Source organism: Kribbella ginsengisoli (assembly GCF_039537185.1).
Taxonomy (GTDB): Bacteria; Actinomycetota; Actinomycetes; order Propionibacteriales; family Kribbellaceae; genus Kribbella; species Kribbella koreensis.
Window position 1 is genome coordinate 950977 of record NZ_BAABAA010000002.1, and the last position, 24446, is coordinate 975422.

26 protein-coding genes and 1 pseudogene are annotated in these 24446 nt (G+C 68.8%); 14 read left to right on the plus strand and 13 right to left on the minus strand.

Annotated features, from left to right (window positions below; all coding sequences use genetic code 11):
* Position 1: 1 nt before the first annotated feature.
* From ABD768_RS11975 to ABD768_RS11985, 3 genes and pseudogenes are all read right to left on the minus strand, one after another.
* Positions 2-502: an NADH-quinone oxidoreductase subunit J family protein gene (locus ABD768_RS11975; RefSeq protein WP_344840269.1), complete on the minus strand. Its 501-nt coding sequence runs from the start codon at positions 500-502 to the stop codon at positions 2-4.
* A 236-nt stretch (positions 503-738) separates the two neighbouring features.
* Positions 739-954, minus strand: a pseudogene (locus tag ABD768_RS11980) (4Fe-4S binding protein); the annotation flags it as partial.
* Positions 955-1161: 207 nt separating this feature from the next.
* Positions 1162-1923, minus strand: coding sequence for a methylenetetrahydrofolate reductase (locus ABD768_RS11985; protein WP_344840272.1), 762 nt, complete (start codon positions 1921-1923; stop codon positions 1162-1164).
* A 34-nt stretch (positions 1924-1957) separates the two neighbouring features.
* On the opposite strand from ABD768_RS11985, the gene ABD768_RS11990 reads away from it, so the two are divergent.
* Positions 1958-2260: a hypothetical protein gene (locus ABD768_RS11990; protein WP_344840274.1), complete on the plus strand. Its 303-nt coding sequence runs from the start codon at positions 1958-1960 to the stop codon at positions 2258-2260.
* A 3-nt stretch (positions 2261-2263) separates the two neighbouring features.
* Here ABD768_RS11990 and ABD768_RS11995 read toward each other — a convergent pair whose 3' ends face one another.
* Genes ABD768_RS11995 through ABD768_RS12010 form a run of 4 tightly spaced genes read right to left on the minus strand, consistent with a single transcriptional unit; the run spans position 2264 to position 5826 of the window.
* Positions 2264-3577: an RNA polymerase sigma factor gene (locus ABD768_RS11995; RefSeq protein WP_344840277.1), complete on the minus strand. Its 1314-nt coding sequence runs from the start codon at positions 3575-3577 to the stop codon at positions 2264-2266.
* On the minus strand, positions 3574-3918 hold the full coding sequence (locus ABD768_RS12000; RefSeq protein WP_344840280.1) for a YciI family protein: 345 nt from the start codon (positions 3916-3918) through the stop codon (positions 3574-3576). The genes ABD768_RS11995 and ABD768_RS12000 overlap by 4 nt, the downstream gene beginning before the upstream one ends.
* 31 nt (positions 3919-3949) lie before the next feature.
* Complete coding sequence (locus tag ABD768_RS12005) at positions 3950-5173, minus strand: sensor histidine kinase (RefSeq protein WP_344840282.1); 1224 nt, start codon at positions 5171-5173, stop codon at positions 3950-3952.
* On the minus strand, positions 5170-5826 hold the full coding sequence (locus tag ABD768_RS12010; protein WP_344840284.1) for a response regulator transcription factor: 657 nt from the start codon (positions 5824-5826) through the stop codon (positions 5170-5172). Before ABD768_RS12010 ends, ABD768_RS12005 begins: the two co-directional genes overlap by 4 nt.
* A 138-nt stretch (positions 5827-5964) precedes the next feature.
* On the opposite strand from ABD768_RS12010, the gene ABD768_RS12015 reads away from it, so the two are divergent.
* The 4 genes from ABD768_RS12015 to ABD768_RS12030 all read left to right on the plus strand — a co-directional run bounded on the left by ABD768_RS12015 (position 5965) and on the right by ABD768_RS12030 (position 9654).
* Complete coding sequence (locus ABD768_RS12015) at positions 5965-6510, plus strand: hypothetical protein (RefSeq protein ID WP_344840286.1); 546 nt, start codon at positions 5965-5967, stop codon at positions 6508-6510.
* Positions 6510-7559, plus strand: a complete 1050-nt coding sequence (locus tag ABD768_RS12020) for a peptidoglycan-binding protein (RefSeq protein WP_344840288.1) — start codon at positions 6510-6512, stop codon at positions 7557-7559. Before ABD768_RS12015 ends, ABD768_RS12020 begins: the two co-directional genes overlap by 1 nt.
* Complete coding sequence (locus ABD768_RS12025) at positions 7556-8221, plus strand: ABC transporter ATP-binding protein (protein WP_343976055.1); 666 nt, start codon at positions 7556-7558, stop codon at positions 8219-8221. The genes ABD768_RS12020 and ABD768_RS12025 overlap by 4 nt, the downstream gene beginning before the upstream one ends.
* A 290-nt stretch (positions 8222-8511) precedes the next feature.
* Positions 8512-9654 (plus strand): ABC transporter permease, encoded by a 1143-nt coding sequence (locus ABD768_RS12030; RefSeq protein WP_344840291.1) that lies wholly within the window; start codon positions 8512-8514, stop codon positions 9652-9654.
* A gap of 46 nt (positions 9655-9700) precedes the next feature.
* Here the strand turns inward: ABD768_RS12030 and ABD768_RS12035 are convergent, their stop codons facing one another.
* Positions 9701-10651, minus strand: coding sequence for a complex I subunit 1/NuoH family protein (locus tag ABD768_RS12035; RefSeq protein WP_344840293.1), 951 nt, complete (start codon positions 10649-10651; stop codon positions 9701-9703).
* 125 nt (positions 10652-10776) lie between these two features.
* Here ABD768_RS12035 and ABD768_RS12040 point away from each other — a divergent pair, with 125 nt between their 5' ends.
* Complete coding sequence (locus ABD768_RS12040; RefSeq protein WP_344840295.1) at positions 10777-11619, plus strand: SDR family oxidoreductase; 843 nt, start codon at positions 10777-10779, stop codon at positions 11617-11619.
* Here the strand turns inward: ABD768_RS12040 and ABD768_RS12045 are convergent.
* From ABD768_RS12045 to ABD768_RS12065, 5 genes are read right to left on the minus strand one after another with little or no spacing between them, the layout of a single operon-like run.
* Positions 11616-12545, minus strand: coding sequence for a GNAT family N-acetyltransferase (locus ABD768_RS12045; RefSeq protein WP_344840297.1), 930 nt, complete (start codon positions 12543-12545; stop codon positions 11616-11618). The genes ABD768_RS12040 and ABD768_RS12045 overlap by 4 nt on opposite strands.
* On the minus strand, positions 12542-13300 hold the full coding sequence (locus ABD768_RS12050; protein WP_344840299.1) for an NADH-quinone oxidoreductase subunit C: 759 nt from the start codon (positions 13298-13300) through the stop codon (positions 12542-12544). The genes ABD768_RS12045 and ABD768_RS12050 overlap by 4 nt, the downstream gene beginning before the upstream one ends.
* Complete coding sequence (locus ABD768_RS12055) at positions 13297-13872, minus strand: NADH-quinone oxidoreductase subunit B (RefSeq protein ID WP_425552155.1); 576 nt, start codon at positions 13870-13872, stop codon at positions 13297-13299. The genes ABD768_RS12050 and ABD768_RS12055 overlap by 4 nt, the downstream gene beginning before the upstream one ends.
* Positions 13873-13877: 5 nt before the next feature.
* Complete coding sequence (locus tag ABD768_RS12060) at positions 13878-14729, minus strand: alpha/beta fold hydrolase (RefSeq protein ID WP_343976039.1); 852 nt, start codon at positions 14727-14729, stop codon at positions 13878-13880.
* A 7-nt stretch (positions 14730-14736) separates the two neighbouring features.
* Positions 14737-15480 carry an SDR family NAD(P)-dependent oxidoreductase gene (locus ABD768_RS12065; RefSeq protein ID WP_344840302.1) on the minus strand — a complete coding sequence of 248 codons (744 nt, stop codon included), beginning with the start codon at positions 15478-15480 and terminating at the stop codon, positions 14737-14739.
* A 143-nt stretch (positions 15481-15623) separates the two neighbouring features.
* Here ABD768_RS12065 and ABD768_RS12070 point away from each other — a divergent pair, with 143 nt between their 5' ends.
* The 8 genes from ABD768_RS12070 to ABD768_RS12105 all read left to right on the plus strand — a co-directional run bounded on the left by ABD768_RS12070 (position 15624) and on the right by ABD768_RS12105 (position 24446).
* Positions 15624-17093, plus strand: coding sequence for a purine-cytosine permease family protein (locus tag ABD768_RS12070; protein WP_344840305.1), 1470 nt, complete (start codon positions 15624-15626; stop codon positions 17091-17093).
* Positions 17090-17617 (plus strand): cysteine hydrolase family protein, encoded by a 528-nt coding sequence (locus ABD768_RS12075; RefSeq protein WP_344840308.1) that lies wholly within the window; start codon positions 17090-17092, stop codon positions 17615-17617. Before ABD768_RS12070 ends, ABD768_RS12075 begins: the two co-directional genes overlap by 4 nt.
* An 8-nt stretch (positions 17618-17625) precedes the next feature.
* Positions 17626-18333, plus strand: coding sequence for a GntR family transcriptional regulator (locus ABD768_RS12080; RefSeq protein WP_344840311.1), 708 nt, complete (start codon positions 17626-17628; stop codon positions 18331-18333).
* A 205-nt stretch (positions 18334-18538) separates the two neighbouring features.
* Positions 18539-19729, plus strand: a complete 1191-nt coding sequence (locus ABD768_RS12085; protein ID WP_344840313.1) for an ADP-ribosylglycohydrolase family protein — start codon at positions 18539-18541, stop codon at positions 19727-19729.
* Complete coding sequence (locus ABD768_RS12090; RefSeq protein ID WP_344840316.1) at positions 19726-20637, plus strand: PfkB family carbohydrate kinase; 912 nt, start codon at positions 19726-19728, stop codon at positions 20635-20637. Before ABD768_RS12085 ends, ABD768_RS12090 begins: the two co-directional genes overlap by 4 nt.
* A gap of 456 nt (positions 20638-21093) precedes the next feature.
* Entirely contained in the window at positions 21094-21222 is a 129-nt protein-coding gene (locus ABD768_RS12095) for a hypothetical protein (RefSeq protein ID WP_343976021.1), read from the plus strand.
* 15 nt (positions 21223-21237) lie between these two features.
* Positions 21238-21408 (plus strand): hypothetical protein, encoded by a 171-nt coding sequence (locus tag ABD768_RS12100; RefSeq protein WP_343976019.1) that lies wholly within the window; start codon positions 21238-21240, stop codon positions 21406-21408.
* A gap of 113 nt (positions 21409-21521) precedes the next feature.
* The gene (locus ABD768_RS12105; protein ID WP_344840321.1) at positions 21522-24446 is read left to right on the plus strand and encodes a helix-turn-helix transcriptional regulator; all 2925 of its coding nucleotides are present in this window, start codon (positions 21522-21524) and stop codon (positions 24444-24446) included.

Consider the following 24446-nt stretch of genomic DNA (forward strand, 5'->3'; position numbering starts at 1 on the left):
GTCAGTCGCCCTTCTTCCCCGGGCGCTGGGACAAGACGATCGCGCCGATCAGGGCGGCCAGCAGCAGGACCGAGAGGACTTCGAAGGGGAGCACCCAGTTGCGGAAGACGGCGGTACCGATGGATTCGGCGCTGCCGGTCGGTACCGGCTTGATCTTTTGGTTGCCAAAGGCAAGTACCACGCCGGTGCCGAGGATCAGCGCGAGCACCAGGGCGACCACTGCGGCGAACGGGCTGCGGCGGGTTGTCAGCGCGGGCAGCGGGTTGGTCGGCGCCTTGGTCAGCATCAGGGCGAAGAGGACGAGGACGACGATCGCGCCGACGTAGACGAGGATCTGTACCAGCGCGACGAACTCGGCATGCAGGGCGCCGAAGCAGCCGGCCACCGCGCCGAGCGTGACGACCAGCCAGAGCGCGGCGTGCACGATCCGGCGGGAGGTGACCGTAACGACCGCTGCCAGCAGCGCCACCGCCCCCGCGATGGAGAAGAGCGCAGTGGTCACTCCTCGCCCTCCGCGATGGGGGGAGTCGAGCCGCCTTCGCGCGGCGCGGGCGCGCTCGCGGATCCGGCGGCCGGGGCCGCGTCGCTCGGCGCCGCCTCGATGGCCTCGATCGGTTCGATCACCGACGGGCCCGGGTCGATCGGTTGCGGCGCGGGGACGGTCCACATCCAGTCCCGCAGCCGGTCCTTCTCGTGGGTGAGGTTGCGCAGCTCGGTCTCGGCGTACTCGAACTCCGGCGACCAGAACAGCGCGTCGAACGGGCACGCCTCGATGCAGATCCCGCAGTACATGCAGAGGCTGAAGTCGATCGCGAACCGGTCGAGCACGTTCCGGCTGCGCTCGCGGGCCTGCTCACCGACCGACGGCGCGGTCTCGGTGTGCGAGTCGATGTAGATGCACCAGCTCGGGCACTCCCGCGCGCAGAGCATGCAGGAGGTGCAGTTCTCCTCCATCAGCGCGATCACGCCGCGCGTCCGGGGCGCCAGCTCGGGCTGCACGTCCGGATACTGCTCGGTGACGGCACGGCGGCCCAGCGTCTTGGCGGTGACCTTCAGGCCATCGATCAGACCCTTGCCTGGTACGACCATGCCCCCTCCTCCCTCAGTCAGCTCTGCACGCTGACATTAGTCGGTTTCGGCCGGTGACGGTGCCAACCGGTGTCAGAGTTCGCGTTCCAGGCGTGCCGCGACCTGCCGGTAACGGCTCACCGGAATGAGATGGACACCCTGGAACGCGCCACTGTCCCGGATCCGCAGGATCTGCTCGCAGGCAGCCTCCACACCTGCGTCGCGGTCGCGCTCGACGGCGGCGACGAGCGCGTCGGGGATGGTCAGCTGGGGCAGTTTCGCCAGGTCAGCGGCCATTTTGGCGCTCGCGAGCACCATCACCCCGGCGTACACGGGGATGTTCAGGTCCACGCTGTCGCGCCACCTGAGCAGCTCGTCGAGGTCATAGCTGACCTGCACGTAAAGGAAGTCGGCCTCGGCCTTCCAACCCGGTACTGCGCGCAGCCGCGTCGCCGCGCCGACCTGAAACGGCTCGATCCCCGGAAAGCTGGTCGCCCGGGCCTCGTCGATCATCGTCCGCACGGTGAGCTGACTGGTCCGCGCGCCTTCGGTCGGGTCGTCCCCGTGAACGAAGAGGAACTGCTCCACCCCGTACGCCGCCGCCGTGAGCAGGTCCCGGCGGAAACCGAGCAGGTTCCGATCGCGGGAGTTCAGGCACGCGATCCCCCGAGCCCCCATCGCCTGCACCTCGTTGGCCACGGCAACACTGCTGACCGTTGCCCGCCCGATGTGGTTGTCCGGAATCAGAAACGCATCCGCGATCGGACTCATCACCCCGATCTGGTGCCGCACCTTCTTGAGATCCGGCCGCGTCGGCGGCTCCACCTCGCAGATCAGCTCAAACCCGTCACCCATGGCAACCGACCCTAGTCGGCCGTCCGGTCTTGGGATGGGCCGATACCAGCCACTGATCTGGTGCCTGACCGGCGCAGCCACGCTGGTTGTCGCCAACGTCGCGCCCAGCTGGTTCGCGACTGCGCCTGACCACTACGAGTGGACCGATCCGGCGCTGTTTATGGCGCCGTTCCTCGCCGTCATCGGTGGGATCGCCGGCACGGTGCGTCGGCGGAGGCTGCTCCGTCGGGCTGACGGCGTCCCGAACGACAGCGAACACGCCACGCGCCCGGACGTTGCTCTCCCGCTGCTGAAGATGGGCGTGCGGATCAAGCGCCCGGATGTGGCGAGCGGGTGAATCTCAGAGGGCGTCGAGGCTGCGCTGCAGGAAGTCGCGCTCTGCCGTGTTGACGGTCAGTTCCAGCGCCGCCCGGTACGCCGAGGCCGCCTCGTCGCGCCGGTCCAGGCGCTTGAGGAGTTCGGCGCGGATCGCGTGGAAGAGGTAGTAGCCACCGAGGTCGAGGTCGTCGACCAGTGCGAGGGCAGCGGCCGGCCCGTCCACCTCGCCGACCGCGACGGCTCGGTTGAGCTCGACGATCGGGGTCGGCTCGAAGGTGAGCAGGTGGTCGTACAGCTGGACGATCTGGCCCCAGTCGGTGTCGGCCGCAGAGGCGGCGTCGCTGTGGACCGCGTTCATCGCCGCTTGCAACTGGTACGGACCGGGCCGGCCGCGGCGCAGGCATCGGCGTACCAGGTCTTGCCCTTCGGCGATCAGCGCTCGATCCCAGAGGTCGCGGTCCTGGTCGGTCAGCAGGACCATTGCGCCGGTGGCGTCGACTCGGGCCGGGCGGCGGGATTCCTGGAGCAGCATCAGGGCGAGGAGGCCGACTGCTTCGGGTTCATCGGGCATCAGCTCGACGAGGAGCCGGCCGAGGCGGACGGCTTCTTGGCAGAGTTCGGTGCGGATGAGTTCGTCGCCGGACGAAGCGGCGTACCCCTCGTTGAAGATCAGGTAGACGACCGCTAGTACACCACGGACGCGTTCGGGAAGGTCCGCCTCGTAGGGCACGCGATACGGGATGCCCGCGGTGCGGATCTTCGCCTTCGCGCGGACGATCCGCTGCGCCATCGTCGATTCCGGGACGAGGAACGCGTGCGCGATCTCGGTGGTGGTGAGGCCGCCGAGCAGGCGCAGGGTGAGGGCGACGCGGACGTTCAGGGCCAGGGCGGGGTGGCAGCAGGTGAAGATCAGGCGGAGCCGGTCGTCGCGCACAATCCCCTCCTCCGCTGGTTCGTCCTGGGCATGCAGCAGCGCGGCCTGGGCGTGCTTGTCCTCGCGGGAGGACTCGCGGCGCAGGCGGTCGATCGCGCGGTTGCGCGCGGTCGTGATGATCCAGCCGGCCGGGCTGGGTGGGAGCCCGTCCGCCGGCCACTTCTCCAAGGCCTTCGCAAAGGCCTCCTGAACCGAGTCCTCCGCGATATCCAGATCCCCGAACACCCGAGCCAGCACGGCGACCGCCCGCCCATGCTCGGTCCGAAACACACCCGCCACCTCGGCCGCAGACACCACCACCGGCTGACCGGGGACCGGTTGCTCCGGCTCCGCCGACTGCGGCGACGGGGGCCGCGGACTCTCCGGCTGCGCGGGAGCCGGGCGCTCGGGGTGGTCGGTCATCCGGTGAAGGGGCGGACTTCGATGGACAGGGGTTTGAGGATGGCAGCTAGTTTGCGGGCCCAGGCCAGCGCCTCGTCGAGATCGGCCGCTTGCACGACGGTGAAGCCGCCGAGATGCTCCTTGCCCTCCGTGAACGGCCCATCGGTCAGCAGGACTTCGTCGCCGTCGGCGCGGAGTACCGTCGCGGACTCCGGCGGATGCAGTCCGGCGCTGAACACCCACGCCCCGGCCGCCCGCAGTTCGTCGTTCCAGACGGCGAGATTCTTCATGATCGGCTCAAGGATCTCGGGCGCCGGCGCCGGTCCGTCAGGCTGGTAAATGCTGAGCAGGTACTGCTTCATGCTGCCTCCTTTACCTCCTACACGAACGCCCTCAGCCCGGATCGACAGGCAGGCTCACAATAATCGCCAGCCCGCCCACCTCCCGTGGTTTCGCGCTGACCGACCCGTCGTGCGCCTGGGCGACCGACTGCACGATCGACAACCCCAACCCCGCCCCCTTGGCCCCGACCAGCCGATCGTCGGCCAGCCGATGGAACGGCTTGAACAGCCCATCCACCTCGTACGGCGGAACGCTCGGCCCACTGTTCGTCACCTCCACCTCGACCCGCTCCCCCGCCGTTCGGCTGACCACGTGGACCCACCCGCCATCGGACAGGTTGTGCCGGATCCCGTTCTCCACCAGGTTGTGGACAAGGCGTTCGAGCAGGAGCGCGTCGCCGGTCGCCGGCGCATCACCAGGCTCGGTGGTGATGCTGACGCCAGCCGTCTCGGCCTCCGGCGTGAGCTGGGCGGTGACGTGCGTGATCACGTCGGCGAGATTCACCGGGTACGTGGCCGTGACCTGCTTCTCCGAATCCGCCAGCAGAAGCAGGCCGCCAATGAGCTGCTCGTGCCGGGCGTTGATCTCCAGCAACGTCTCACCGAGTTGCCGTACGTCGTCGGAGGCGGTCTTGCGATGCATGGCGACCTCGACCAGCGCGCGGCCGAGAGTGAGCGGCGTACGGAGCTCGTGCGACGCGTTGGCGACAAACCTCCGCTGCCCGTCGAACGAGTGGTCGAGCCGCTCGACCATCGTGTCGAAGGCGTCGGCCAGATTCTTCACCTCGTCGTCCGGACCCTTCAACGCGATCCGCTCATGCAGACCGCGACCTGCTGCGGGCGCCGCCGCGATCCGCTTGGCGGTGTCGGTCACCCGATGCAGCGGCGCCAGCACCCGCCCCGCGACCAGCCACCCGAACCCAGCGGCCAGCCCGCCGACGATGACCAGGGCGATACTCCCCTGGGCCAGCAGGGTCTTCGTGGCGGCCGCTTTGACGCGCGCGTTCTGCTCTCGCATCACCTCCTCGGCGTCCGGCCCGGTCAGCACGTCGCCGGCGCTGTTCATCACGTACAGCTCTTTGGTGGGCACCTTTTCTTCGCTCGCCGTCGGCGTACTGGCTGGTGGTGAGAGGTACTTACCTTGGATGATCACCCGGTGGTCTCTGGAGAGCTGGTTGCTGAAGAGGGCATACGTGACGGCCAGGAGGAGCACACCGGCGACCAGGAAGAGGCCCGTGTAGATCAGCATCAGGCGGGCGCGCAGGGTCAGCTTCATGGGATCCGGTACCCGACGCCGGTGACGGTCTCGACAACGGCGGGGTCGCCGAGCTTGCGCCGCAGCTTGAGGATGGTGAGTCGGACCACGCCGGTGAACGGGTCGACGTGCTCGTCCCAGGCCTTCTCCAGCAGCTGTTCCGCCGACACGGTCGCGCCGTCGGCACGCAGCAGCTCGGCCAGTACGGCGAACTCCTTCTTCGCGAGCGGTACATAGCGTCCGTCCCGGAAGACCTCATGCCGCGACGGATCCAGGGCTAGGCCGGCGCGTCGTAGTACCGGCGGATCGGCAGGGCGGCTGCGCCGGCCGAGGGCGAGCACGCGGGCCGCCAACTCGGGGAAGGCGAACGGTTTGGTCAGGTAGTCGTCGGCGCCGAGCCCAAGCCCGTCGACCCGGTCGGTGACGGTTGCTGCGGCCGTGAGCATCAGTACGCGAGTGGGCGATCCGGATGCGACTACCTGCTTGCAGACCTCGTCGCCGTGGACGACGGGGAGGTCGCGATCCAGTACCAGTACGTCGTACTGATTGACCGCCAGCCGCTCGAGCGCGGACTCACCGTCCGGCGCGACGTCGACGGCATGCGGCTCGTCCCGCAGCCACTCCGCGATCGCTGCCGCGAGCAACGGTTCGTCCTCGGCCACCAGTACCCGCATCGCAACGCCACCTTCCGTCGTGACTGTCCATGATCCCCGACGCCGCGTTTCCCCGGTGTTACCCGAGCAGGAAACAGCAGGGAAACGCCGTCGCGACTTGTCTTGAGGCCGGCATCCCCATTCCTCAAGGAGAAGACCGTGACGCGAAAGCACGCCCTCGGCGCGCTGGCCACCATCGCCCTCGCCATCGCCCTCACCGGCTGCGGGTCCGACACCGATGGCCAGGACAACCAAGTCGCCTCCGGCAGCGGCGCTCAGCCCACCACGGGCACGAGCGCCGGGGCCGGCACCAGCACCAGCCCCGGCAGCGAGGGCCTCAGCCGGGACGAGAAGAGCGTGAAGTTCACCCAATGCCTGCGTGAGCACGGCATCGACGTGCCCGATCCGGAACCGGGCAAGGGCCCGATGATCAAGCTCGACCCGAGCAGCGGGATCAGCCAGGAGGACATGCAGAAGGCGATGGAGGACTGCCAGGAGTTCAACCCGCAAGGGGAGGCGGGGCCCGATCCCCAGCAGGAGGAGAACGGCCGCAAGTTCGCCGCCTGCATGCGGGAACACGGAGTGGAGAAGTTCCCGGACCCGAAGCCCGGTCAGCGCGGGGTGATGATCGACCGGGCGGCCGGGGAGGACCCGGACTTCCCGAAGGCGCAAGAGGCCTGCCAGCCGATCCTGGCCGGTAAGTGATGGCGCGCCGGACTGTGCTGACGGCGGTCGCGGTACTGGCTGCGAGTGGTGGACTCACAGCCGGGCTGCTGACTCGGGGCGACAGCAGTGAGGCTGCGGGCGAGAGTCCGGCGGCGCTGACCAACACTGCCAAGGTCACCCGGCAGACGCTCAAGGACACCGAGACGGCTGATGGCGAGCTCGCCTATGGCACGACCACCACCGCGACCAGCAGGGCTGCCGGGACGCTCACTTGGCTTCCCGAGAGCGGAGAGCAGGTCGGGCGAGGGGAAACGCTTTACCGGGTTAACAACTTGCCCACGACTCTGTTTTACGGCGCGCTGCCGGCGTACCGGCGGTTGGCGGAGGACAGCGAGGGAGCTGACGTGCTGCAGCTTGAGCGGAACCTCAAAGCCCTTGGATACAAGGGGTTTACCGTCGACGACACGTTCACTTCGGCTACCGCGGAGGCGGTGGAGGAGTGGCAGGAGGATCGCGGGTTGCCGGAGACGGGGGTAGTTGAGCTGGGGCAGGTTGTGTTCGCGCCTTCGGCGGTGCGGGTGGACAGCCTGGAGGCGGCGGTGTCCGATCCGGTTGCGCCTGGGCAGAAAGTGCTCAGCTACACGGGGACGACGAAGGCTGTGACGGTGTCGTTGGAGGCTGCGGACCAGCGGCTGGCCAAGAAGGGCGCGACGGTGTCGGTGACATTGCCGGATGACACGACGGTCGCGGGCAAGGTCTCCGAGGTGTCGACGGTGATCGTGCCGGCCGCGTCGCCGGATCAGGATCCCACGACCGAGGTCTCCGTGGTCATTGCCTTGGGCAACCAGAAGGCGGTGGCGGCGTACGCGTTGGCTTCGGTTGACGTGACGTTCACCGCGGCGGAGCGGAAGGGTGTGCTGACGGTGCCGGTCTCGGCGCTGCTTGCCTTGCAGGAGGGTGGGTTCGGGGTCGAGGTCGCGGGCACACCGAAGTACCGGCCGGTGAAGACCGGGCTGTTCGCGGCCGGACGGGTCGAGGTCAGCGGGGCCGGGATCGTCGAGGGGCTGGCCGTGGCGGTGCCGAAATGATCGAGCTCACCGAGGTGACGAAGGTGTACGCCGGTGGCGTCGCCGCGCTGGCCGGCGTATCGCTGCGAATCGAGGCCGGCGAACTGGTCGCGATCGTCGGCCCGTCCGGATCCGGCAAATCAACGATGCTGAACGTGATCGGCACCCTGGACCGCCCGACAACAGGCCAGGTCCGCATCGACCACTACGACGTGGCCCAACTGTCCGACGCGGGTTTGTCGGCGTTGCGGGCGAGCCGAATCGGTTTCGTCTTCCAGCAGTTCCACCTGGCTTCCGGCGTACCGGCCCTGGACAACGTCGCCGACGGCCTCCTCTACTCCGGCCTACGCCGCCCCGAACGCCGCAAACGAGCCGCCGCCGCCCTCGAACGGGTCGGCCTGGGCCACCGCCTGACCCACCACCCCCACGAACTCTCCGGCGGCGAACGCCAACGAGTAGCCATCGCCCGAGCAGTAGCCGGCACCCCCGCCGTCCTGCTGGCCGACGAACCAACCGGCGCCCTCGACTCCACCTCCGGCGCCACCGTCATGCAACTACTCCACGACCTGAACACCACCGGCACCACCGTCGTCATCATCACCCACGACCGGGAAATAGCCGCCTCCCTCCCCCGCCAACTCCACATGCGAGACGGCCACCTAACCCAGGAGCTCCACCCATGACCGAGGACAAGCCAGGAGCCGATTGGCCAGCAGTTCCACCCGAACGGAGTGGACCCGCGGCACCGGAAGCGGGAGCGGGAGCGACGGAGTCGCAGCCGACCGCGCCGCGAGAAGCCGGTGCCAGTGCCGACACATCCCCGCCCGAGCGGAACAGCGAGGTCGCCCCGCTCGAACCAGATGCGCAGGCAGCGTCCTCGGAGCGCGGCGGACGAGCAGTCCCACCGCAGCGGAGTGGACGGGGGCTTCAGCCTGGGCGGTTGGGGGTTGGGGATTTGGTTCGGGTTGGTGGGGTGGGGTTGCGGACTCGGCCGGGGCGGGCGTTCTTGTCGGCGTTGGGGATTGCTATCGGGATTGCGGCGATGGTGAGTGTGGTGGGGATTTCGGCTTCTTCGCGGGCTGAGCTGGATGAGACGTTGGATGCGTTGGGGACCAACTTGCTGACGGTGGCGCCGGGGACTCGGTTGACGGGGGAGGCGGCGGAGTTGCCGTTGGCGGCGGAGGGGATGGTTCGGCGGATCGGGCCGGTGGAGGCGTTGTCGGCCATCGGGTTGGTGGATGGGGCTTCGGTCTATCGGAGTGATCGGATTCCGGCGATCCAGACCAATGGGATTGCGGCGTACGCGGCACGTACCGATCTGCTGGAGACCATCGGGGCGACCGTGCGCAATGGGCGATGGCTGGATGCGGCAACCGGGTCGTATCCGGCGACGGTGCTGGGGTCGGCGGCGGCTGAGCGGCTGGGGATCAATCGGTCGGGTGCGGACACCAAGGTGCTGATCGGGGACGAGTGGTTCACCGTTCTGGGGATCCTCGAGCCAGCCGCGCTGGCGCCTGAGCTGGACAGCGCTGCTCTCATCGGCTGGCGCGCGGCGGATTCCACGCTGGGCTTCGACGGTCACGCGACGAAGATCTACACCCGTACGCCGGACAGCCAGGTCGAGTCAGTACGCGAAGTACTCGGCGCCACCGCCAACCCCGAGGCGCCCAACGAGGTCGACGTCTCCCGCCCCTCCGACGCCCTCGCCGCGAAGCAGGCGGCCGGTGACGCGTTCACGGCACTGCTGCTCGGCCTCGGCGCGGTCGCCCTGGTCGTCGGTGGTGTCGGCGTCGCCAACATCATGGTGATCTCCGTACTGGAGCGCCGCGCCGAGATCGGCCTCCGACGCTCCCTCGGCGCGACCAGAGGCCAGATCCGGACCCAGTTCCTCACCGAGTCGCTGCTGCTCTCAGCTCTAGGCGGCGTCGGCGGCGCAATCCTCGGCAGCGCAGTAACCGCCGCCTACGCCTCGTACCAAGGCTGGCTGACAGTCCTCCCCCTCTGGGCGTTGACCGGCGGCATCGCGGCGACCCTGTTGATCGGCGGCCTGGCCGGCCTCTACCCAGCCATCCGAGCCTCCCGCCTCTCCCCCACGGAAGCGCTGGCAACGCCCTGAGGACACCTGGCGACCCCCAGACGCGGAGACGGCAGGACGGGAGTGTTCAGTAGAAGATGACGACGCCGATGCCGGTGAGGGCTAGCTGGAGTAGCGCCACCGGCACCAGGCCCTGCCAGGCAAGTTTTTGGAGTTGGTCGGCACGTAGGCGGGGGAATGCCACGCGCACCCAGATGACCAGCAACGACACCGCCGCCACCTTCAGGACGGTCCAGATCCAGCCGATGCTGTCCGGCCCGGGGCCGCTCCAGCCGCCCAGGAACAACACCGTCGTGAGGCCGGCCAGTACCACGATTCCGGCGTACTCGGCGAGCAGGAACATCGCGAAGCGGAGGCCGGTGTACTCCGTGTACGGCCCGAAGATCACCTCGGAGTCGGCCACCGGCATGTCGAACGGCGGGCGTTGCAGCTCAGCGAGCCCGGCGATGAAGAAGACGACCATGCCGGGCAGTTGCCAGAGCAACCACCACGGATTCCACACCCCGACGATCCCGCTCAGGCTCAGCGTCCCGGCGGCGACAGCAACGCTCGCGGCGGACAGTACGAACGGCAGCTCGTAGCTCATCAACTGCGCCGCCACCCGCAACCCGCCGAGCAGGCTGTACTTGTTGCCGCTCGCCCAGCCCGCCATCAGCGAACCCAGTACGCCGATGCTCATCACCGCGAGCACGTAGAACAGCCCCGAGTCCAGATCCGCCCCGACGATGCCCGGCGCGAGCGGGATCGCGGCGAGCGCCGCCATGTACGGCAGGATCGCGACGATCGGCGCCCACTCGAAGACGCGCTTGTCCGCGGCGGCCGGGGTGACGCTCTCCTTCTGGATGAACTTCACCCCATCGGCGACCAACTGCGCCCAGCCGTGGAACGCACCGGCGTACATCGGCCCGAGCCGCGACTGCATGTGCGCCATCACCTTGTGCTCGGCCTGCCCGACCACGAGCGGCGCGACGAGGAACGCGACCAGCACTCCCACGACCCGCACCACGAATTCGAGCATGGCGGCAGCCTATCTACTGGCCACCCCATCGCGCTGGCGCTGAGGTGGTCCGTCGCGCCGGTTTGACCTGAACCGCCGTTGAGGTCGCAGGGTGGGTGGCACCTAGTGAAGGAGTTGTTTGCGAGATGACCACCATCCTCGTCACCGGCGCGACCGGGAACGTCGGGCGTCACGTAGTACAGGGCCTGCTGGAGGCGGGAGTAGGTGTGCGGGCGCTCGTCCGCAACCCAGCACTAGCCGCCCTACCCGCGGAGGTGGAGGTAGTACGCGGCGACATCTACAACCCTGCTGCTGTCGGTCAGGCAGCTACTGGTGTCGACGCAGCCTTCCTGCTCTGGCCTGCCTTCACCGCCGACCGCGCTGCCGACGTAGTCACCGCACTGACCAAGCAGGTGTCCCGCATCGTCTACCTGTCATCAATGAGCGTCAGGGACGCCGACCCAGCCGCCGGCGGCGTGTGGGGCGAGCTCGAACTGCTGCTGACGGACGCGGGCGCGGACTGGACCTTCCTCCGCCCGGGCGGCTTCGCGACCAACACCCTCGAGTGGGCCGACCAGCTCCGCACCGGCAACGTAGTCCGACTGCCCTCCCCCAACGCCGCCCGTTCCCTCATCCACGAACGCGACATCGCCGAGGTAGCAGTACAAGCCCTCCTCGGCGACACCCACATCGGCCAGTCCCACACCCTCACCGGCCCAGAGGTCCTAACCCAAGCCGCCCAGGTAGCCACCCTCGCCAAAGTCCTGGACAGGCCCCTCGGCGTAGAAGAAATCCCCACCCCTGAGGCCCGCCACTCAATGCTCACCCAAGGCCTAGACCCAGCCTTCGTCGACTCCGCCCTCACCTACTGGGCGTCCCTGGTCACCACCCCCGAACCAGTAACCACCACAGTCGAAACCCTCCTCAACCACCCCGCCCGCACCTACCACCAATGGGCCGAAGACCACGCAGCCGACTTCAGGGGTTAGAGGGGTTGGAGGAGCCAGCCGCCTATGTTTTGGCGGCCGGCTTGGGTGGCCGCGGTGATGGCGCCGGTGTTGTTGGCGTGGATTGTGCCTATGAGGATGGGGTGGGTAGGCGGGAGGGACTGGGCCATCAGGGTGGAGAGGTGGGTGCCCAGGCCTTTACCCCGGAAGGCGGGGGTGAGGATCAGTTCTTCTACTACGTAGGCGGGGAGGGCCAGTGCTTCCTCGCTGTCCGTCAGGGCTCCTACGTAGCCGGCCCAGGTGCCGTCGACAGTGACGTCGAAGAGGCGGCCGGCTTCTACCGACTCCTGCAGGCTCTCCTTTGATTGGAGGTGGGCCTGGGTCGGGTGCTCGGGGTGGGCCTGGTCTACGGCGTCGTAGGCTCGCTGGGCTTCCTCGTAGTGGTCCACGTTTGTGGCAGGAGTCAGTACCAGGCCGGGCGGGACGTTGCGGGGCTGTAGGTCTTTGATGAGCGCAGCGTATTGGCGGCGGTCGCGCAGCGCTCCGGGGAAGGCGTCTACTGGCTCTGCGCTCCGCAGCCGCACGTAGCGCGGGTGATGGATGCCGTAGAGGTCTTGGGCTGCCGCAGCTAGGGCGGGGAGGTCGCGGGGCTCCAGTGGGCGGCTCATTGGGGTGGCGTCGACGAAGGGCTTGGTGATGTCGAGGCCCTCGAAGCGCATGCTCAGCATGGCGGAGAGGTCGTCGGCCACTGCCACCCAGTGGTTGAGCATCGCGTCTACCGGCGTACCAGGGGCCATCCGCTCAGCGCGGGACTCGGCAATCGACCGGTCGGTCGCCAGGAGGATGTCCACTCCCGCGTGCAGCTCGGCCAGCAATCCCAGCCGGGTCTCGTCGTCCACCCATCTCCGGGTCAGCGGGTGCTGGCGTTCGAGTGTGTAGGCAGCAAGTTCCCAAGGATCGGGGATCACTCAGTCTCCGGCTTCGGTTCGACAGGCGCCGGTTCGACAGGCGCCGGTTCGACAGGCGCCGGCTCGACCGGCTTCGGCTCGGTTTGTTTGGCCGTACGCCGCTCGCCCGCGGCTCGACGAGGACGTGCCGGGGTTGCCGCCGACAAGGCCGGCGCCAGCGGATCCGGATCCGGCGACCCCGGCGGCCGCGGACCCCACGACTCGGGATCGGGCACCCCCGGCGGCAACGTCCGACGCCGACTCGGCGCCCCGGCCTTCGGCGCGTGATCGGACTCGCCTGGCTCCTTCGCCCCCGGCCACGGCTTGGCGATCCGCGAGGCGAGGACGAACTCCTTGCGCAGCGGATTCCCCTCGAACCCGTCCGGCAGCAGCAGCGGGATCAGGTTCGGATGACCGTCGAAGGTGATGCCGAACATCTCGAAGGTCTCGCGTTCGTGCCAGTTCGCCCCGGCGTACAGGCCGGACAGCGACGCCAACGACGGAGCAGCGCGAGGGATGAGCGTGCGCACGAGCAGGTGGTCGACATGCGCGCCGCCCCAGAAGTCGGCGACGTGGGTGACGACGCGGAAGCCGTCGTTGAGCTCGTCGCTCGCGGTGAGGAAGTCGAAGAAGGTCAGCCCGACCTCGTCGCGCAGCACCTCGTGCGTCGCGACCCACGCCTCGGCCGGTACGTCGATCGTCTCCGGGCCGAAGCTGTCCACCTTGGTCGCCGCGATGCCCGCCTCGGTCAGGGCGCCGACCACGTCATCACTCACTGCGATACCTCGGGCGGGGCAACCAATCCGCGGGTCAGGGCTTGCGGAGACGGCTCGTACCGCGACGTCACGTTCTCGCCTGCGATCTTCTCCTGCAGCTTGAGGATGCCCTGCAGCAACGCCTCCGGCCGCGGCGGGCAGCCTGGCACGTAGACGTCGACGGGGATGATCTGGTCGACGCCCTTGGTGACGCAGTACGAGTCCCAGTACGGCCCGCCCGAGTTGGAGCAGGAGCCGAACGAGATCACGTACTTCGGCTCCGGCATCTGGTCGTACAGCCGCTTGATCGCCGGCGCCATCTTGTCCGTCACGGTCCCCGACACGACCATCAGGTCGGCCTGCCGCGGCCCGGGCGCGAACGGGATCACGCCGAGCCGGATGAAGTCGTGCCGTCCCATCGAGGCGGCGATGAACTCGATCGCGCAGCAGGCGAGGCCGAAGTTGAAGACCCAGAGCGAGTACTTGCGGCCCCAGTTCAGCAGGTACCGCACCGGCTCGGGCGCGAGCTTCGCCAGCGCGCCCACCATCGGTCGCACCGTCGGCGTCGGCAGGTGGACCGGGCTGTCAGGCATGGAGGTCAGCCTAGTCCGACAATCTCTTCGGCGAGGATCTCTGGGTACTCGAGTGGCGCGTAGTGGCCGACGCCGTCGACCAGACGCAGCCGGGCGTCGCTGAAGAAGTCGTCGAGCCGGTCCGACCAGGCCCGCGGGAACAGCGGATCGAACTCCGGCCACAGCACCACCGTCGGTACGCCGATCCGGTCGTACGACGCCGGAGCCGTCTCAGCCGCCGACGTCGCCACCGAGCCGGCCCCGGCCCGGTACCAGTTGATCGACGCAGTGAACGCGCCCGGCGCCGAGTACATCTCCACCAGGTGATCCAGCTCGGGTACGAAGCCCGGACCCGACCAGTGCGTCCAGAAGTGCTCCAGGTACGCCCGTACCGCCTCAGGCTGGCCGTCGACGAGCGACTCGATCACCGGCAGCTTGTGGAAGGCCTGGTACCAGAACTCCGCCTGCGCCTTCTCCGAGAACACCCGCTTCCCAATACCCGGCAGCGGCGGCGCAACCACCAGCCCGTCGACCAGCTCCGGGTGGCTGCGCGCTATCCCCTGCGCAATCCGGCTACCGACGTCGTACCCGGCCAGTACCGGCCGATCGAGCCCCAACTCCTCGATGAGCCCCAGTACGCTCCGCGCCTGCCCAGCGACCCCGTACTGCGCAGCCGGGTCGGCCACATGCTTGTCCGACTCCCCGAACCCCCGCAGATCCGGTACGACGACCTCATGCCCCTGCTCCACCAGCAACGGCACCAGCCGCCGGTAGTCAGTCCTGTCACCGGGCCAGCCGTGGAGCAGTACGACGGCCGGCCCCTCCCCGTCGCGGTCGTAAGCCAGCGAGAACCCGTCTACAGCTGCACTAGTCGGCATGGCTCCATCAGAGCAGATTCAGCACGTGCCCGGGGCCGGTTGTCAGTCCGCCTTCCACCGGAAGCGTGATGCCGGTGATCCACGAAGCGTCATCGGAGGCCAGGAAGGCGATCGCCGCGGCCACGTCCTCGCCCGTGCCGACCCGGCCGAGCGGGTAGATCGCCTTGAGCTCCTCCAGCAGCGCCTCCTTGCCGATAAACCGATCAGTGGCGACAGTGGCCGGCGCGACCACGTTGAACCGCACACCCTTCGGCCCGTGGTCAGTGGCCAGGTTGCGAACCAGGTTGGCCAGTGCGGCCTTCGCGGCGGCATAGGGCGCAGTACCGAGCGCTACCTCTCCACTGATCGACCCGACCAGCACTACGGACCCACGCGACTCCAGTAGATGCGGCAACGACGCCTCGATGCAGCGGGTCGCTCCGACGAACGTGAAGTCGTACTGCCGACCCCACTGCTCGTCCGTTCCCTCCAGCGCGAGGTTGTGACCGGCCACATTGGCCAGTACGTCGAGCCGCCCGAACCGCTCGACAGTCGCCGCTACGGCCGCCTCAACCGAGGCAGTGGAGGTGATGTCGCAATTGAGAGCTACTACGGAGCTCCCAGCCTCAGCGACGACAGCAGCGGTCCCCTCGGCGTCGATGTCGGCCGCTCCGACCAACGCTCCCTCCGCCGCCAGGCGTAGTACCGTCGCCCGCCCGATCCCGTGGGCGGCGCCCGTCACGAAGGCCACCTTGTTCTCGAACCTCTGCACAGCCAGCTCCTAGCGTCGGGGGCTCCCGACGCTAGGTCCTAGAGAACGGTCTAGGTCAAACCCCAGCTCCTTGACCCCGCGACACCGCCGACCTACCGTGAACTGGACAGGACTGGACAGGTTCATTTCGGGTTGGAGCGCGAATGGCCGATCAGCTGCGGGTCGATGCGGTCGAGGGGCGCACGGCGCTCTCGGTCGAGAGCAATGGCCTCAATGTCATCAGCGACACGGATCGCAAAGGCACGCCACGCCAGCTCTTCTGGCCCTGGTTCGGCGCCAACGTCTCGGTGCTCGGCCTCAGCTACGGCGCCTTCGCGCTCGGCTTCGGCATCTCGTTCTGGCAGGCGGTGATCGCCGGAGTCATCGGGATCGTCTTCTCGTTCCTGCTCTGCGGGCTGATCGCCCTGGCCGGCAAGCGCGGCTCGGCGCCGACGCTGGTGCTGAGCCGGGCGGCGTTCGGCGTACGGGGCAACAAGCTCCCGTCGCTGATCAGCTGGTTGCTGACGGTCGGCTGGGAGACCGTGCTGACCATCCTCGCGACGCTGGCCACGGCGACCGTGTTCGAACGGCTCGGCTGGGGCGGCGGCTCCATCACCAAGGTGATCGCGCTGGTCGTCGTCGGCACGCTGACCGTGGCGTGCGGCGTACTGGGCTTCGACCTGATCATGCGCGCGCAGACGGTCATCACGGTCGTCACCGGAGTACTGACCGTCGTCTACATCATCCTCGTCGCCGACCAGGTCCACTGGAGCGCCGTCAGCGCGCTGCCGAGCGGCTCGGGCCAGGCGGTGGTCGGCGCGCTCGTCTTCCTGATGACCGGCTTCGGTCTCGGCTGGGTGAACGCCGCCGCCGACTACTCCCGCTACCTACCCCGTACTGCGTCCAGCCGGGGCGTGGTCGGCTGGACGACCTTCGGCTCGTCGGTCGCGCCCGTAGTGCTGTTCATCTTCGGACTCCTGCTGGCCGGCTCGTCACAGGACCTGAGCAGTGCGATCGCGGCCGACCCGATCGGCGCGCTGGCCGAGGCGTTGCCGACCTGGTTCCTGGTGCCGTTCGTGATCGTCGCGGTGCTCGGGCTGGTCGGCGGCGCAGTACTGGACATCTACTCCTCCGGCCTCGCGCTGCTGTCGGTCGGGCTGCCCGCACCGCGGTACGTCGCCGCCTTCATCGACGGCCTCGTGATGATCGCCGGGACGATCTACGTGGTCTTCTTCTCCAGCGACAGCTTCCTGTCCCAGTTCCAGGGCTTCCTGATCACGCTCGGCGTCCCGGTGGCGGCCTGGTGCGGCATCATGCTCGCCGACATCGCCTCTCGTCGTCGCGACTACGCGGAGGCCGAGCTGTTCGACCGGCGCGGCCGGTACGGCGACATCCAGTGGTTGCCGATAGCAACCGTCGTGGTCGCGACGGCGATCGGCTGGGGCCTGGTCACCAACGGCCTCGCCAGCTGGCTGACCTGGCAGGGCTATCTGCTCAAGCCACTGGGTCTCGGCGGCAAGGAAGGCGCGTGGGCGTTCGCCAACCTCGGCGTACTGTTCGCGCTGGTCATTGGCTTCCTGGTCCAGTACTTCGTGGCACGGCCACAAGTGCGCGTTCAGGAGCAGGTCGCATGACTGTCCTCGCGCTGATCGACCTGCAACGGATCTTCGCCGAGCCGGAGAGCGGGTGGGCGACGCCCGACTTCCAGCGGGTGATCAAGCCGACGCAGCAGCTCATCGAGCTCATCCCGACGGTCGTCTTCACCCGGTTCGTCGCGCCCTCGGAGCCGACCGGGTCGTGGATCCCGTACTACGAACAGTGGCCGTTCGCGTTGCAGCCGCCGGACTCGTACGCCTATCAACTGGTGGACGAGTTCCGGGGTGCGCCGACCCTGGACAAGACGACGTTCGGCAAGTGGGGGCCGGAGTTGGCCGAGGCGGTCGGGCCGGGCGGGCAGCTGGTGTTGTCCGGCGTGACGACTGATTGCTGCGTGTTGACGACGGCACTCGCGGCGGTCGATGCCGGCGTACGGGTTCAGGTGGTTGCGGATGCCTGCGCTGGGGTTGACGAGGCGAGTCATCAGAAGACGCTCGACATCATGCGGTTGTACTCGCCGATGTTGGAGGTCGTGACGGTCGAGGAAGTACGCACCCAGTGATCCGTGGGATGAACCTCAAGCACGAGCGGATCGCGTCCATCCTGGCGCGGGAGATCCGGTCGGGGCGGGTCGGGCACGGCGATCAGCTGCCGGGTGAGGTGGAGCTGGCCAGGCGCTTTGCGGTGAGTCGCAATACGGTTCGGTCGGCTCTCGCAGTACTGAGTGAAGACGGATTGATCACTACCCGGACCGGCAAGGGTTCGTTTGTACTGTTTGACGGGCGACCGCTGGACGATCGGCTCGGGTGGACGCACGCGCTGGCTCAGCAGGGTGTCGAGACGCGGGTGCAGATGCTGCGGCTCGCCCATGAAGAAGACCACGAACTGGCCGAACGCCTCGGCCTCGACTCCCCCGACGTCATCGTCATCCAGCGCCTGCGGGTGATCGTCGGCGGCGCCGCCATCTCCATCGAACGCAGCTGCATCCCAGCGTTGGACGAACTCCAAGACCTCCCCGAACGCGGCCTCGACGACAACTCCATCACCGCCACCCTCGCCCGAGCCGGCCTCCACCTCGACCACGGCGAACAACGCCTCCGAGGCCGCCCCCTCGACCCCGAAGAAGCCACTCTGCTGGGCCGCCCCGAAGGCACCTGGTTCCTCCACACCCGCCGAGTCAGCTACACCCCCGATAACCGCTTCGCCGAACAGGTAGACAGCCTCCTGGACCCAGAACACTTCGAGCTGAGCCTCACGTACGCCGGACCGAACCAATGACAACACCACCCTCCGCACCAGCCACCCCTCCACCACACCCCCCACCCCCCGCCCGACCGAGCGCCCCTCCGCCATCTCAGGGGTTAACCCCCGAGATGGTGGGTTGCCCCACCTGCATCCGAGGGGGCAACCCACCATTTGAGGGGTTAACCCCTCAAATGGCTCGTAGCAACGCGGTGCGAGCTGCGGCGAAGCGGGTGACGCCGTGAACGGCCTGGTTCCGAGCGGGGTGCCCGGCGCCGCGGGCTCACGCGCGGCAGGCGCGCTGTACGGGTTGGCGATCGGGGATGCACTCGGGATGCCGACCCAGTCGTTGCCTCGGGCACTGATTGTTGAGCGGTACGGCGAGGTGGTCGATGGGTTTCACGCGGCGCCGGAGGATCAGCCGTTGGCGGCGGGGATGGTGGCGGGGGCGGTTACGGACGATACCGAGCAGGCTGTGTTGCTGGGCCGGCTGGTGGTGGAGTCCGGTGGGAAGGTTGACGGGCGGGAGCTGGCGCAGCGGTTGCTGGCGTGGGAGGACGGGATGCGGGCGCGTGGGTCACTCGATCTGCTGGGGCCGTCGACCAAGCGCGCCATCGACGAACTCCTGCAGGGCAAGGACATCGACGAGACCGGCCGGTACGGGACGACGAACGGCGCCGCGATGCGGATCACCCCGGTCGGCATCGCAACACCTTCGGACAACCTCGACCTGCTGATCGACCGCGTGATCGCCGCCAGCGCCGCAACCCACAACACCGGCCTGGCCCTCTCCGCAGCCGCAGCAGTAGCCGCCGCCGTCAGCGCAGGCCTAGACGGCGCCACCATCCCCGAAGCAACCACCGCCGCGATCGCAGCGGCCACGAAAGCCTCAACCAACGGCCACTGGGTAGCCGGCGCAGACATCGCCACCCGCATCAAGTGGGCCACCTCCCTGGCGACCGACCCCCGCCTCACCCGCCCCGCCTCTGCAGTCGACAGCAGGCCGGCAAGCTCCGGGCCCGGCGGCGGACCCGCGACCGCGGCCGCCGGCGGCGGACCGGCAACCCGCGCCGCCGACGGCGATACGGCCGTCCCCCTGATCGACACGGCGTCTGGCACTACCCCTCCTCGGCTGGGCGCCGTGTCTGCACTTCTGTACGACCTGGTCGGTACCAGCCTGGCCAGCCAGGAATCAGTACCGGCCGCATTCGCGGTCCTCGCCGCCTACCCCGACGACCCCTGGCTAGCCGTCCGCCTAGCCGCATCGGTAGGCGGCGACACCGACACCATCGCCGCCATCGCCGGCGCGATCGCAGGCGCCTGCCACGGCCTCGACGGCTTCCCCGCCCACGCCCGCTCCACCGTTGCCACCGTCAACAACCTCGACCTGGACACACTCGCCACTCAACTCCTGCAGGTCCGATCCGGATGAGACTCCTCCACCTGGGCAACGTCGTCATCGACCTGGTCCTGACCGTCGGAGACCTCCCACCCCGCGGCGGCGACGTCATCGCCTCCAGCACCGCCACCACCCCCGGCGGCGGCTTCAACGTGATGGCTGCCGCCGTCCGCCAAGGCCTCCCCACCCTGTACGCCGGTGCGCACGGCACCGGCCCCTTCGGCTCCATGGCCCGCGAAGCCCTTGCCACCGCCGGCATCGAGTGGTTGCACCCGGCAAGGGAGGACCTCGACACCGCCTTCGTCGTCACCCTCGTCGACGCCACCGGCGAACGCACCTTCGTCACCAGCCGCGGCGCCGAGGCCACCCTCACCGGCGACGAGCTCCCGACCCCAGCCGACGACGACCTCGTGTACCTGTCCGGGTACAGCCTGTTGCACGACTCCAACCGAGCCGCCCTCCTCCCCTGGCTAGCCAAGCTCCCCGACGACATCGAGGTCTTCTTCGACCCGGGCCCACTCGTCGCCGAGATCCCCACCAGCGCACTAGAGGCAGTACTCGACCGCATCGACTGGTGGAGCTCCAACGCCGCCGAGGCGACCCTGCTGACCGGCCAGGCGGATCCAGTCGACGCAGCTCGCGCAGTACGAGGTAAGACCTGTCGGGCCGACGTGCTCGTCCGCACCGGACCAGACGGCTGCGTGCTCGCAGTACGGGGTCAGGGCGTCACGCAGGTGGACGGGTTCGCAGTACAGGCTGTGGACCTCAATGGCGCTGGAGATGCGCATGCCGGGGCATTCCTGGCAGGGATTGCCCAGGGCAAGGAACCGGCCGAGGCGGCCCGCCGTGCGAACGCAGCGGCAGCCCTTGCGGTGACCCGGCGCGGACCGGCCACTGCACCCACTAGGGACGAGCTAGAGGCCTATCTAAGGGACGACTAGTCGGCGCATAGGGAGTAGTGCTGATGTGGCCCTCCTCCTCAGGCGAGCACAGTCATGGCATCGACTGAAGCTCCCGGAGGACACCATGTTCTATCTCACGATGCCAGCGCTCCAAGCGGAGGTCTCCTACCGCCAGGAGCGAATCAAGCGCGACTTCCAGCGTCCGATGTGGTTCAAGCGCACGCCTAGGAAGCCGGTGAGCAGCACACCGTGCCTGCCGGCGGTACAGGCCAGGCACGCGATGTGAGCGCGCGACCACCACCGACCCCCTCGATCCAGTACGGCCGAGCCCCTCACCCGGGGCTCGGCCGTACTGCTGTTCCAGCCGTTCCTAGGCGTCAACCGGATTACCTAGTAGGCCCCTAGGACCCCCGGATAGGGACTAGTTCCGATGTGCCGGTCCTCCTCAGACGAGCAGATTAGGGGCATCAACCGAAGCAGCCAGGAGGCAGCGAGATGTTCACGAACGAGTCGGTCAAGGCAGAGGTCAGCTACCGCAAGGAGCGCCTCACCCGCGACTACCGCAGGACCACCGGCAAGCCGGTGACGCGACGCATCGTCCACCTGTTCACCAAGAGCGCCTGAAGGGAGGAACACACCATGTCAATGTTCATGAGCACCCAGTCGATCCAGGCGGAGACCGCCTACCGGCAGGAGCGGATCAAGCGTGAGTACGGCCGGGCCAACGGCCGCCGGCTGCGCGCGAAGCGGGCCGAGAAGGCCGAGCCGCTGCACGCCCGCCGCACCCTGCGACCCACTACCGCGGCATGACCGCCGCGACCGCCGTTCCCGACCGGATAGCCCCGGTCGGGAACGGTGTTTTTCTGTCGGCGGACGCTCCGCGGACGGGATGCCGTCGAATTGTGTCGGTGCAAGGGGCGAAGATGGACGACGTGCCCTGGAACTCGACACCTCTCGTCGGCCGCTCGTCCGAGCTGTCCGCACTCCTCAGCGCCGTGGACGAGGCGAAGACCCGCCGCGCCGGGGCGATCCTGCTGTCCGGTGACGCCGGCGTCGGCAAGACCCGGATGCTCGACGAGGTGGCCAACGGCGCGCACGAGCGCGGCTTCGGCGTACTGGTCGGGCACTGCACCGACTTCGGCGACGCCGGTCTGCCGTACCTGCCCTTCACCGAGATCTTCGGCCGGCTGGCCGACGAGCGCCCGCAGGTGGTCGAGAGCGTCCTGACCAACTTCCCGGCGATCGGCCGGCTGCTGCCGACCCACCGCCTGATCGGCGCACAGACGGTCCCGCAGGACGGGCAGCTCGACCGGGCCGCGCTCTTCGATGCCGTGCTGGGCGCCTTCACCGCGCTGTCGACCAGCGAGCCGCTGGTGGTGATCATCGAGGACGCGCACTGGGCCGACGACTCCAGCCGCGACCTGATCGGGTTCCTGATCACCCGGCTGACCTCGCAGCGGCTCGCGCTCGTCGTCTCCTACCGCAGCGACGACCTGCACCGGCGGCACCCGCTGCGCCGCCCGATCGCCGAGTGGTCCCGCAACCCCCGCGTACGCCGGGTGAGCCTGCTGCCGTTGGACGCCGCCGACTCCCGCACGCTGCTGACCGCACTGCTCACCGAGCCGCTGCCCGAGCTGGAGGAGCTCCGCATCCTCGAGCGTGCGGGCGGCAACGCGTTCTTCACCGAGGAGCTGGTCGCTGCAGCGTCGATGGGCGACGCAGACGCCGTACCGCCGGACCTGGCCGACCTACTGCTCGTCCGGCTCGACCCGCTGTCGGACGATGCCCGGCAGGTCGCCCGGGTGATCGCGGTGGCCGGCCGACGCGTTCCGCACACGCTGCTGACCGCTGTGGCCGGGCTGCCCGACCGCGAGTTGGATGCGGCGCTACGGGAGCTCATCGACGCCCACATCATCGAGCACCCGGGCAATGCGAGCTACTACTTCCGGCATGCGCTGCTGGCGGAGGCTGTGTATGACGACCTGCTGCCAGGTGAGCGCGTGCGGCAGCACGCGGCGTACGCGAAGGCTCTGAAGGACCAGACCGTCGCCGGTACTGCGGCGGAGCTGGCCGGGCACGCGACCAGGTCCCACGACCTGGCCACTGCCTTCGAGGCGCGCGTACGAGCTGGACAGGAGGCCATCTCGGTGGCGGCGCCGCAGGAGGCGCTGAAGCACTACGAGATGGCGCTGGAGCTGCTGCCGAATGCGGCGCCCGACGCGAGCATCGACAAGACCTGGCTGATCGTCGAGACGGCGACTGCTGCGGCGCTGTCGGCGCAACACCTGCGTGCGCTGAAGCTGCTGCGCAAGGCGCTGGCCGAGATGCCGGCCGACGCGCCGCGGCTCCAGCGGGCCGAGCTGCTGATGCCGCTGGCCGAGATCGCCCTCACCATCGACAACGACCAGGAAGCGCACGAGGCGATCTCGCAAGCGCTGCGGTTGACCTCGGACGAGCCCGCGACGGTGTTCAAGGCCCAGGTCGCCTCGATGTACGCGCGGGTCTCGGATGCCCTCGGGCGACCGATGGAGGCCGAGCGCTGGGCGCATGAGGCGTTGCAGATCGCCCGAGAGGTCGGCCAGGAGTCGGCGGCGAGCGACGCCGGGATCACCCTTGCCCAGTTGCGTCGGCGGGCCGGCGATCCGGTTGCCGCGGCCAAGCAGTTGGAGGAGGCGGCGGTACGAGCCCAGCTGGCCGGTGACTCGGCGGCCGAGGTCCGCAGCCGGTTCTTGCTGGGGTCGAACCACTACGAGATGGGTGACCTGGTCAGTGCCCGGACCGCGTTCCAGCTGGCCACTGGGAGAGCAGGTGAGCTGGGGAGGCAGTGGGCGGTTTATGGCTTCGATGCGCGGCGGATGCTGGCGCTGACCCAGTTCGTACTGGGCGAGTGGGATGAGGCCGCGGAGACCACGCGGACCGACTCCATGACTCCGGCGGTCGCGGACGCCGCCTTGCGTGCGGTGGGGATCGGCGTTCGTGGCGGTCGCGGCGATACCTCGGTCGCCGAGGAGCTGGAGCGAATGCGCAACATGTGGTCGCTCGACGTGCTGTCGCCGCTGATCGGGCTGCAGCCGGCCGTCGACGCCTACCTCGCGCTGAACCGGGTCGCCGAGGCGGAGAAGCTGATCGCCGACGTGTCGGCGCTGTGCGCGGACATCTTCCAGACCGAGTGGTTCACGGCCCGGGTCCGCTTCTCGACGATCGGCCTGCAGCTGCTGAGCCATCGCGTCGTCCACGAACCGACCGCGGCCGCCGAGCTGGTGGCACGTGGCGCCGAGCTGGTCAGCGACGGCCGGACGACAGCTGAGAAGGGGATGCCTCCCGGCCGGGTGCTCGGCGCCGAGGGGATCGCATGGCTGGCCAGGCTGGAGGCGGAATGGGAGCGCCTCCGCTGGCTGGCCGACATCGATCCGCCGACACCGGCCGAGCACGTCGCGGCCTGGCTGCGCGCGGTCGACGCCTTCGGGTACGGCGACGTCCATCAGCAGGCGTGGTCGCGGCTGCACTTCTCGGCTGCGTTGCGAGCGGCCGGTCGGTTGGCTGATGCGAACGAGCAGGTGGCGCTCGCGACGGAGACCGCTCGCCGGCTCGGCGCCAAGCCGTTGCTGGATGAGTTGGGCGGAGCCGAGGGCGGTGGGGCGGGTGCGGGTCCGGCGGCGTTGACGGCGCGCGAGACCGAAGTACTGGCTCTGCTGGCCGAGGGGCGGACCAATCGGCAGCTGGCTCGGGAGCTGTACATCTCGGAGAAGACGGTCAGCGTTCACGTGTCGAACATCCTGGCCAAGCTGGGTGTCCGGAGTCGTACCGAGGCGGCCGCGGTGGCCCGGCGGGACGGCTTGCTCGAGTAG

What these genes read in the sequence shown, in the direction of transcription:
- ABD768_RS11985 (WP_344840272.1), bottom strand. Translation starts at nt 1,923, where the DNA reads ATGGGTGACGGGTTTGAGCTGATCTGCGAGGTGGAGCCGCCGACGCGG.
- ABD768_RS11990 (WP_344840274.1), top strand. Translation starts at nt 1,958, where the DNA reads ATGGGCCGATACCAGCCACTGATCTGGTGCCTGACCGGCGCAGCCACG.
- ABD768_RS11995 (WP_344840277.1), bottom strand. Translation starts at nt 3,577, where the DNA reads ATGACCGACCACCCCGAGCGCCCGGCTCCCGCGCAGCCGGAGAGTCCG.
- ABD768_RS12000 (WP_344840280.1), bottom strand. Translation starts at nt 3,918, where the DNA reads ATGAAGCAGTACCTGCTCAGCATTTACCAGCCTGACGGACCGGCGCCG.
- ABD768_RS12005 (WP_344840282.1), bottom strand. Translation starts at nt 5,173, where the DNA reads ATGAAGCTGACCCTGCGCGCCCGCCTGATGCTGATCTACACGGGCCTC.
- ABD768_RS12010 (WP_344840284.1), bottom strand. Translation starts at nt 5,826, where the DNA reads ATGCGGGTACTGGTGGCCGAGGACGAACCGTTGCTCGCGGCAGCGATC.
- ABD768_RS12020 (WP_344840288.1), top strand. Translation starts at nt 6,510, where the DNA reads ATGGCGCGCCGGACTGTGCTGACGGCGGTCGCGGTACTGGCTGCGAGT.
- ABD768_RS12025 (WP_343976055.1), top strand. Translation starts at nt 7,556, where the DNA reads ATGATCGAGCTCACCGAGGTGACGAAGGTGTACGCCGGTGGCGTCGCC.
- ABD768_RS12035 (WP_344840293.1), bottom strand. Translation starts at nt 10,651, where the DNA reads ATGCTCGAATTCGTGGTGCGGGTCGTGGGAGTGCTGGTCGCGTTCCTC.
- ABD768_RS12040 (WP_344840295.1), top strand. Translation starts at nt 10,777, where the DNA reads ATGACCACCATCCTCGTCACCGGCGCGACCGGGAACGTCGGGCGTCAC.
- ABD768_RS12055 (WP_425552155.1), bottom strand. Translation starts at nt 13,872, where the DNA reads ATGCCTGACAGCCCGGTCCACCTGCCGACGCCGACGGTGCGACCGATG.
- ABD768_RS12060 (WP_343976039.1), bottom strand. Translation starts at nt 14,729, where the DNA reads ATGCCGACTAGTGCAGCTGTAGACGGGTTCTCGCTGGCTTACGACCGC.
- ABD768_RS12070 (WP_344840305.1), top strand. Translation starts at nt 15,624, where the DNA reads ATGGCCGATCAGCTGCGGGTCGATGCGGTCGAGGGGCGCACGGCGCTC.
- ABD768_RS12075 (WP_344840308.1), top strand. Translation starts at nt 17,090, where the DNA reads ATGACTGTCCTCGCGCTGATCGACCTGCAACGGATCTTCGCCGAGCCG.
- ABD768_RS12080 (WP_344840311.1), top strand. Translation starts at nt 17,626, where the DNA reads ATGAACCTCAAGCACGAGCGGATCGCGTCCATCCTGGCGCGGGAGATC.
- ABD768_RS12090 (WP_344840316.1), top strand. Translation starts at nt 19,726, where the DNA reads ATGAGACTCCTCCACCTGGGCAACGTCGTCATCGACCTGGTCCTGACC.
- ABD768_RS12095 (WP_343976021.1), top strand. Translation starts at nt 21,094, where the DNA reads ATGTTCACGAACGAGTCGGTCAAGGCAGAGGTCAGCTACCGCAAGGAG.
- ABD768_RS12100 (WP_343976019.1), top strand. Translation starts at nt 21,238, where the DNA reads ATGTCAATGTTCATGAGCACCCAGTCGATCCAGGCGGAGACCGCCTAC.
- ABD768_RS12105 (WP_344840321.1), top strand. Translation starts at nt 21,522, where the DNA reads ATGGACGACGTGCCCTGGAACTCGACACCTCTCGTCGGCCGCTCGTCC.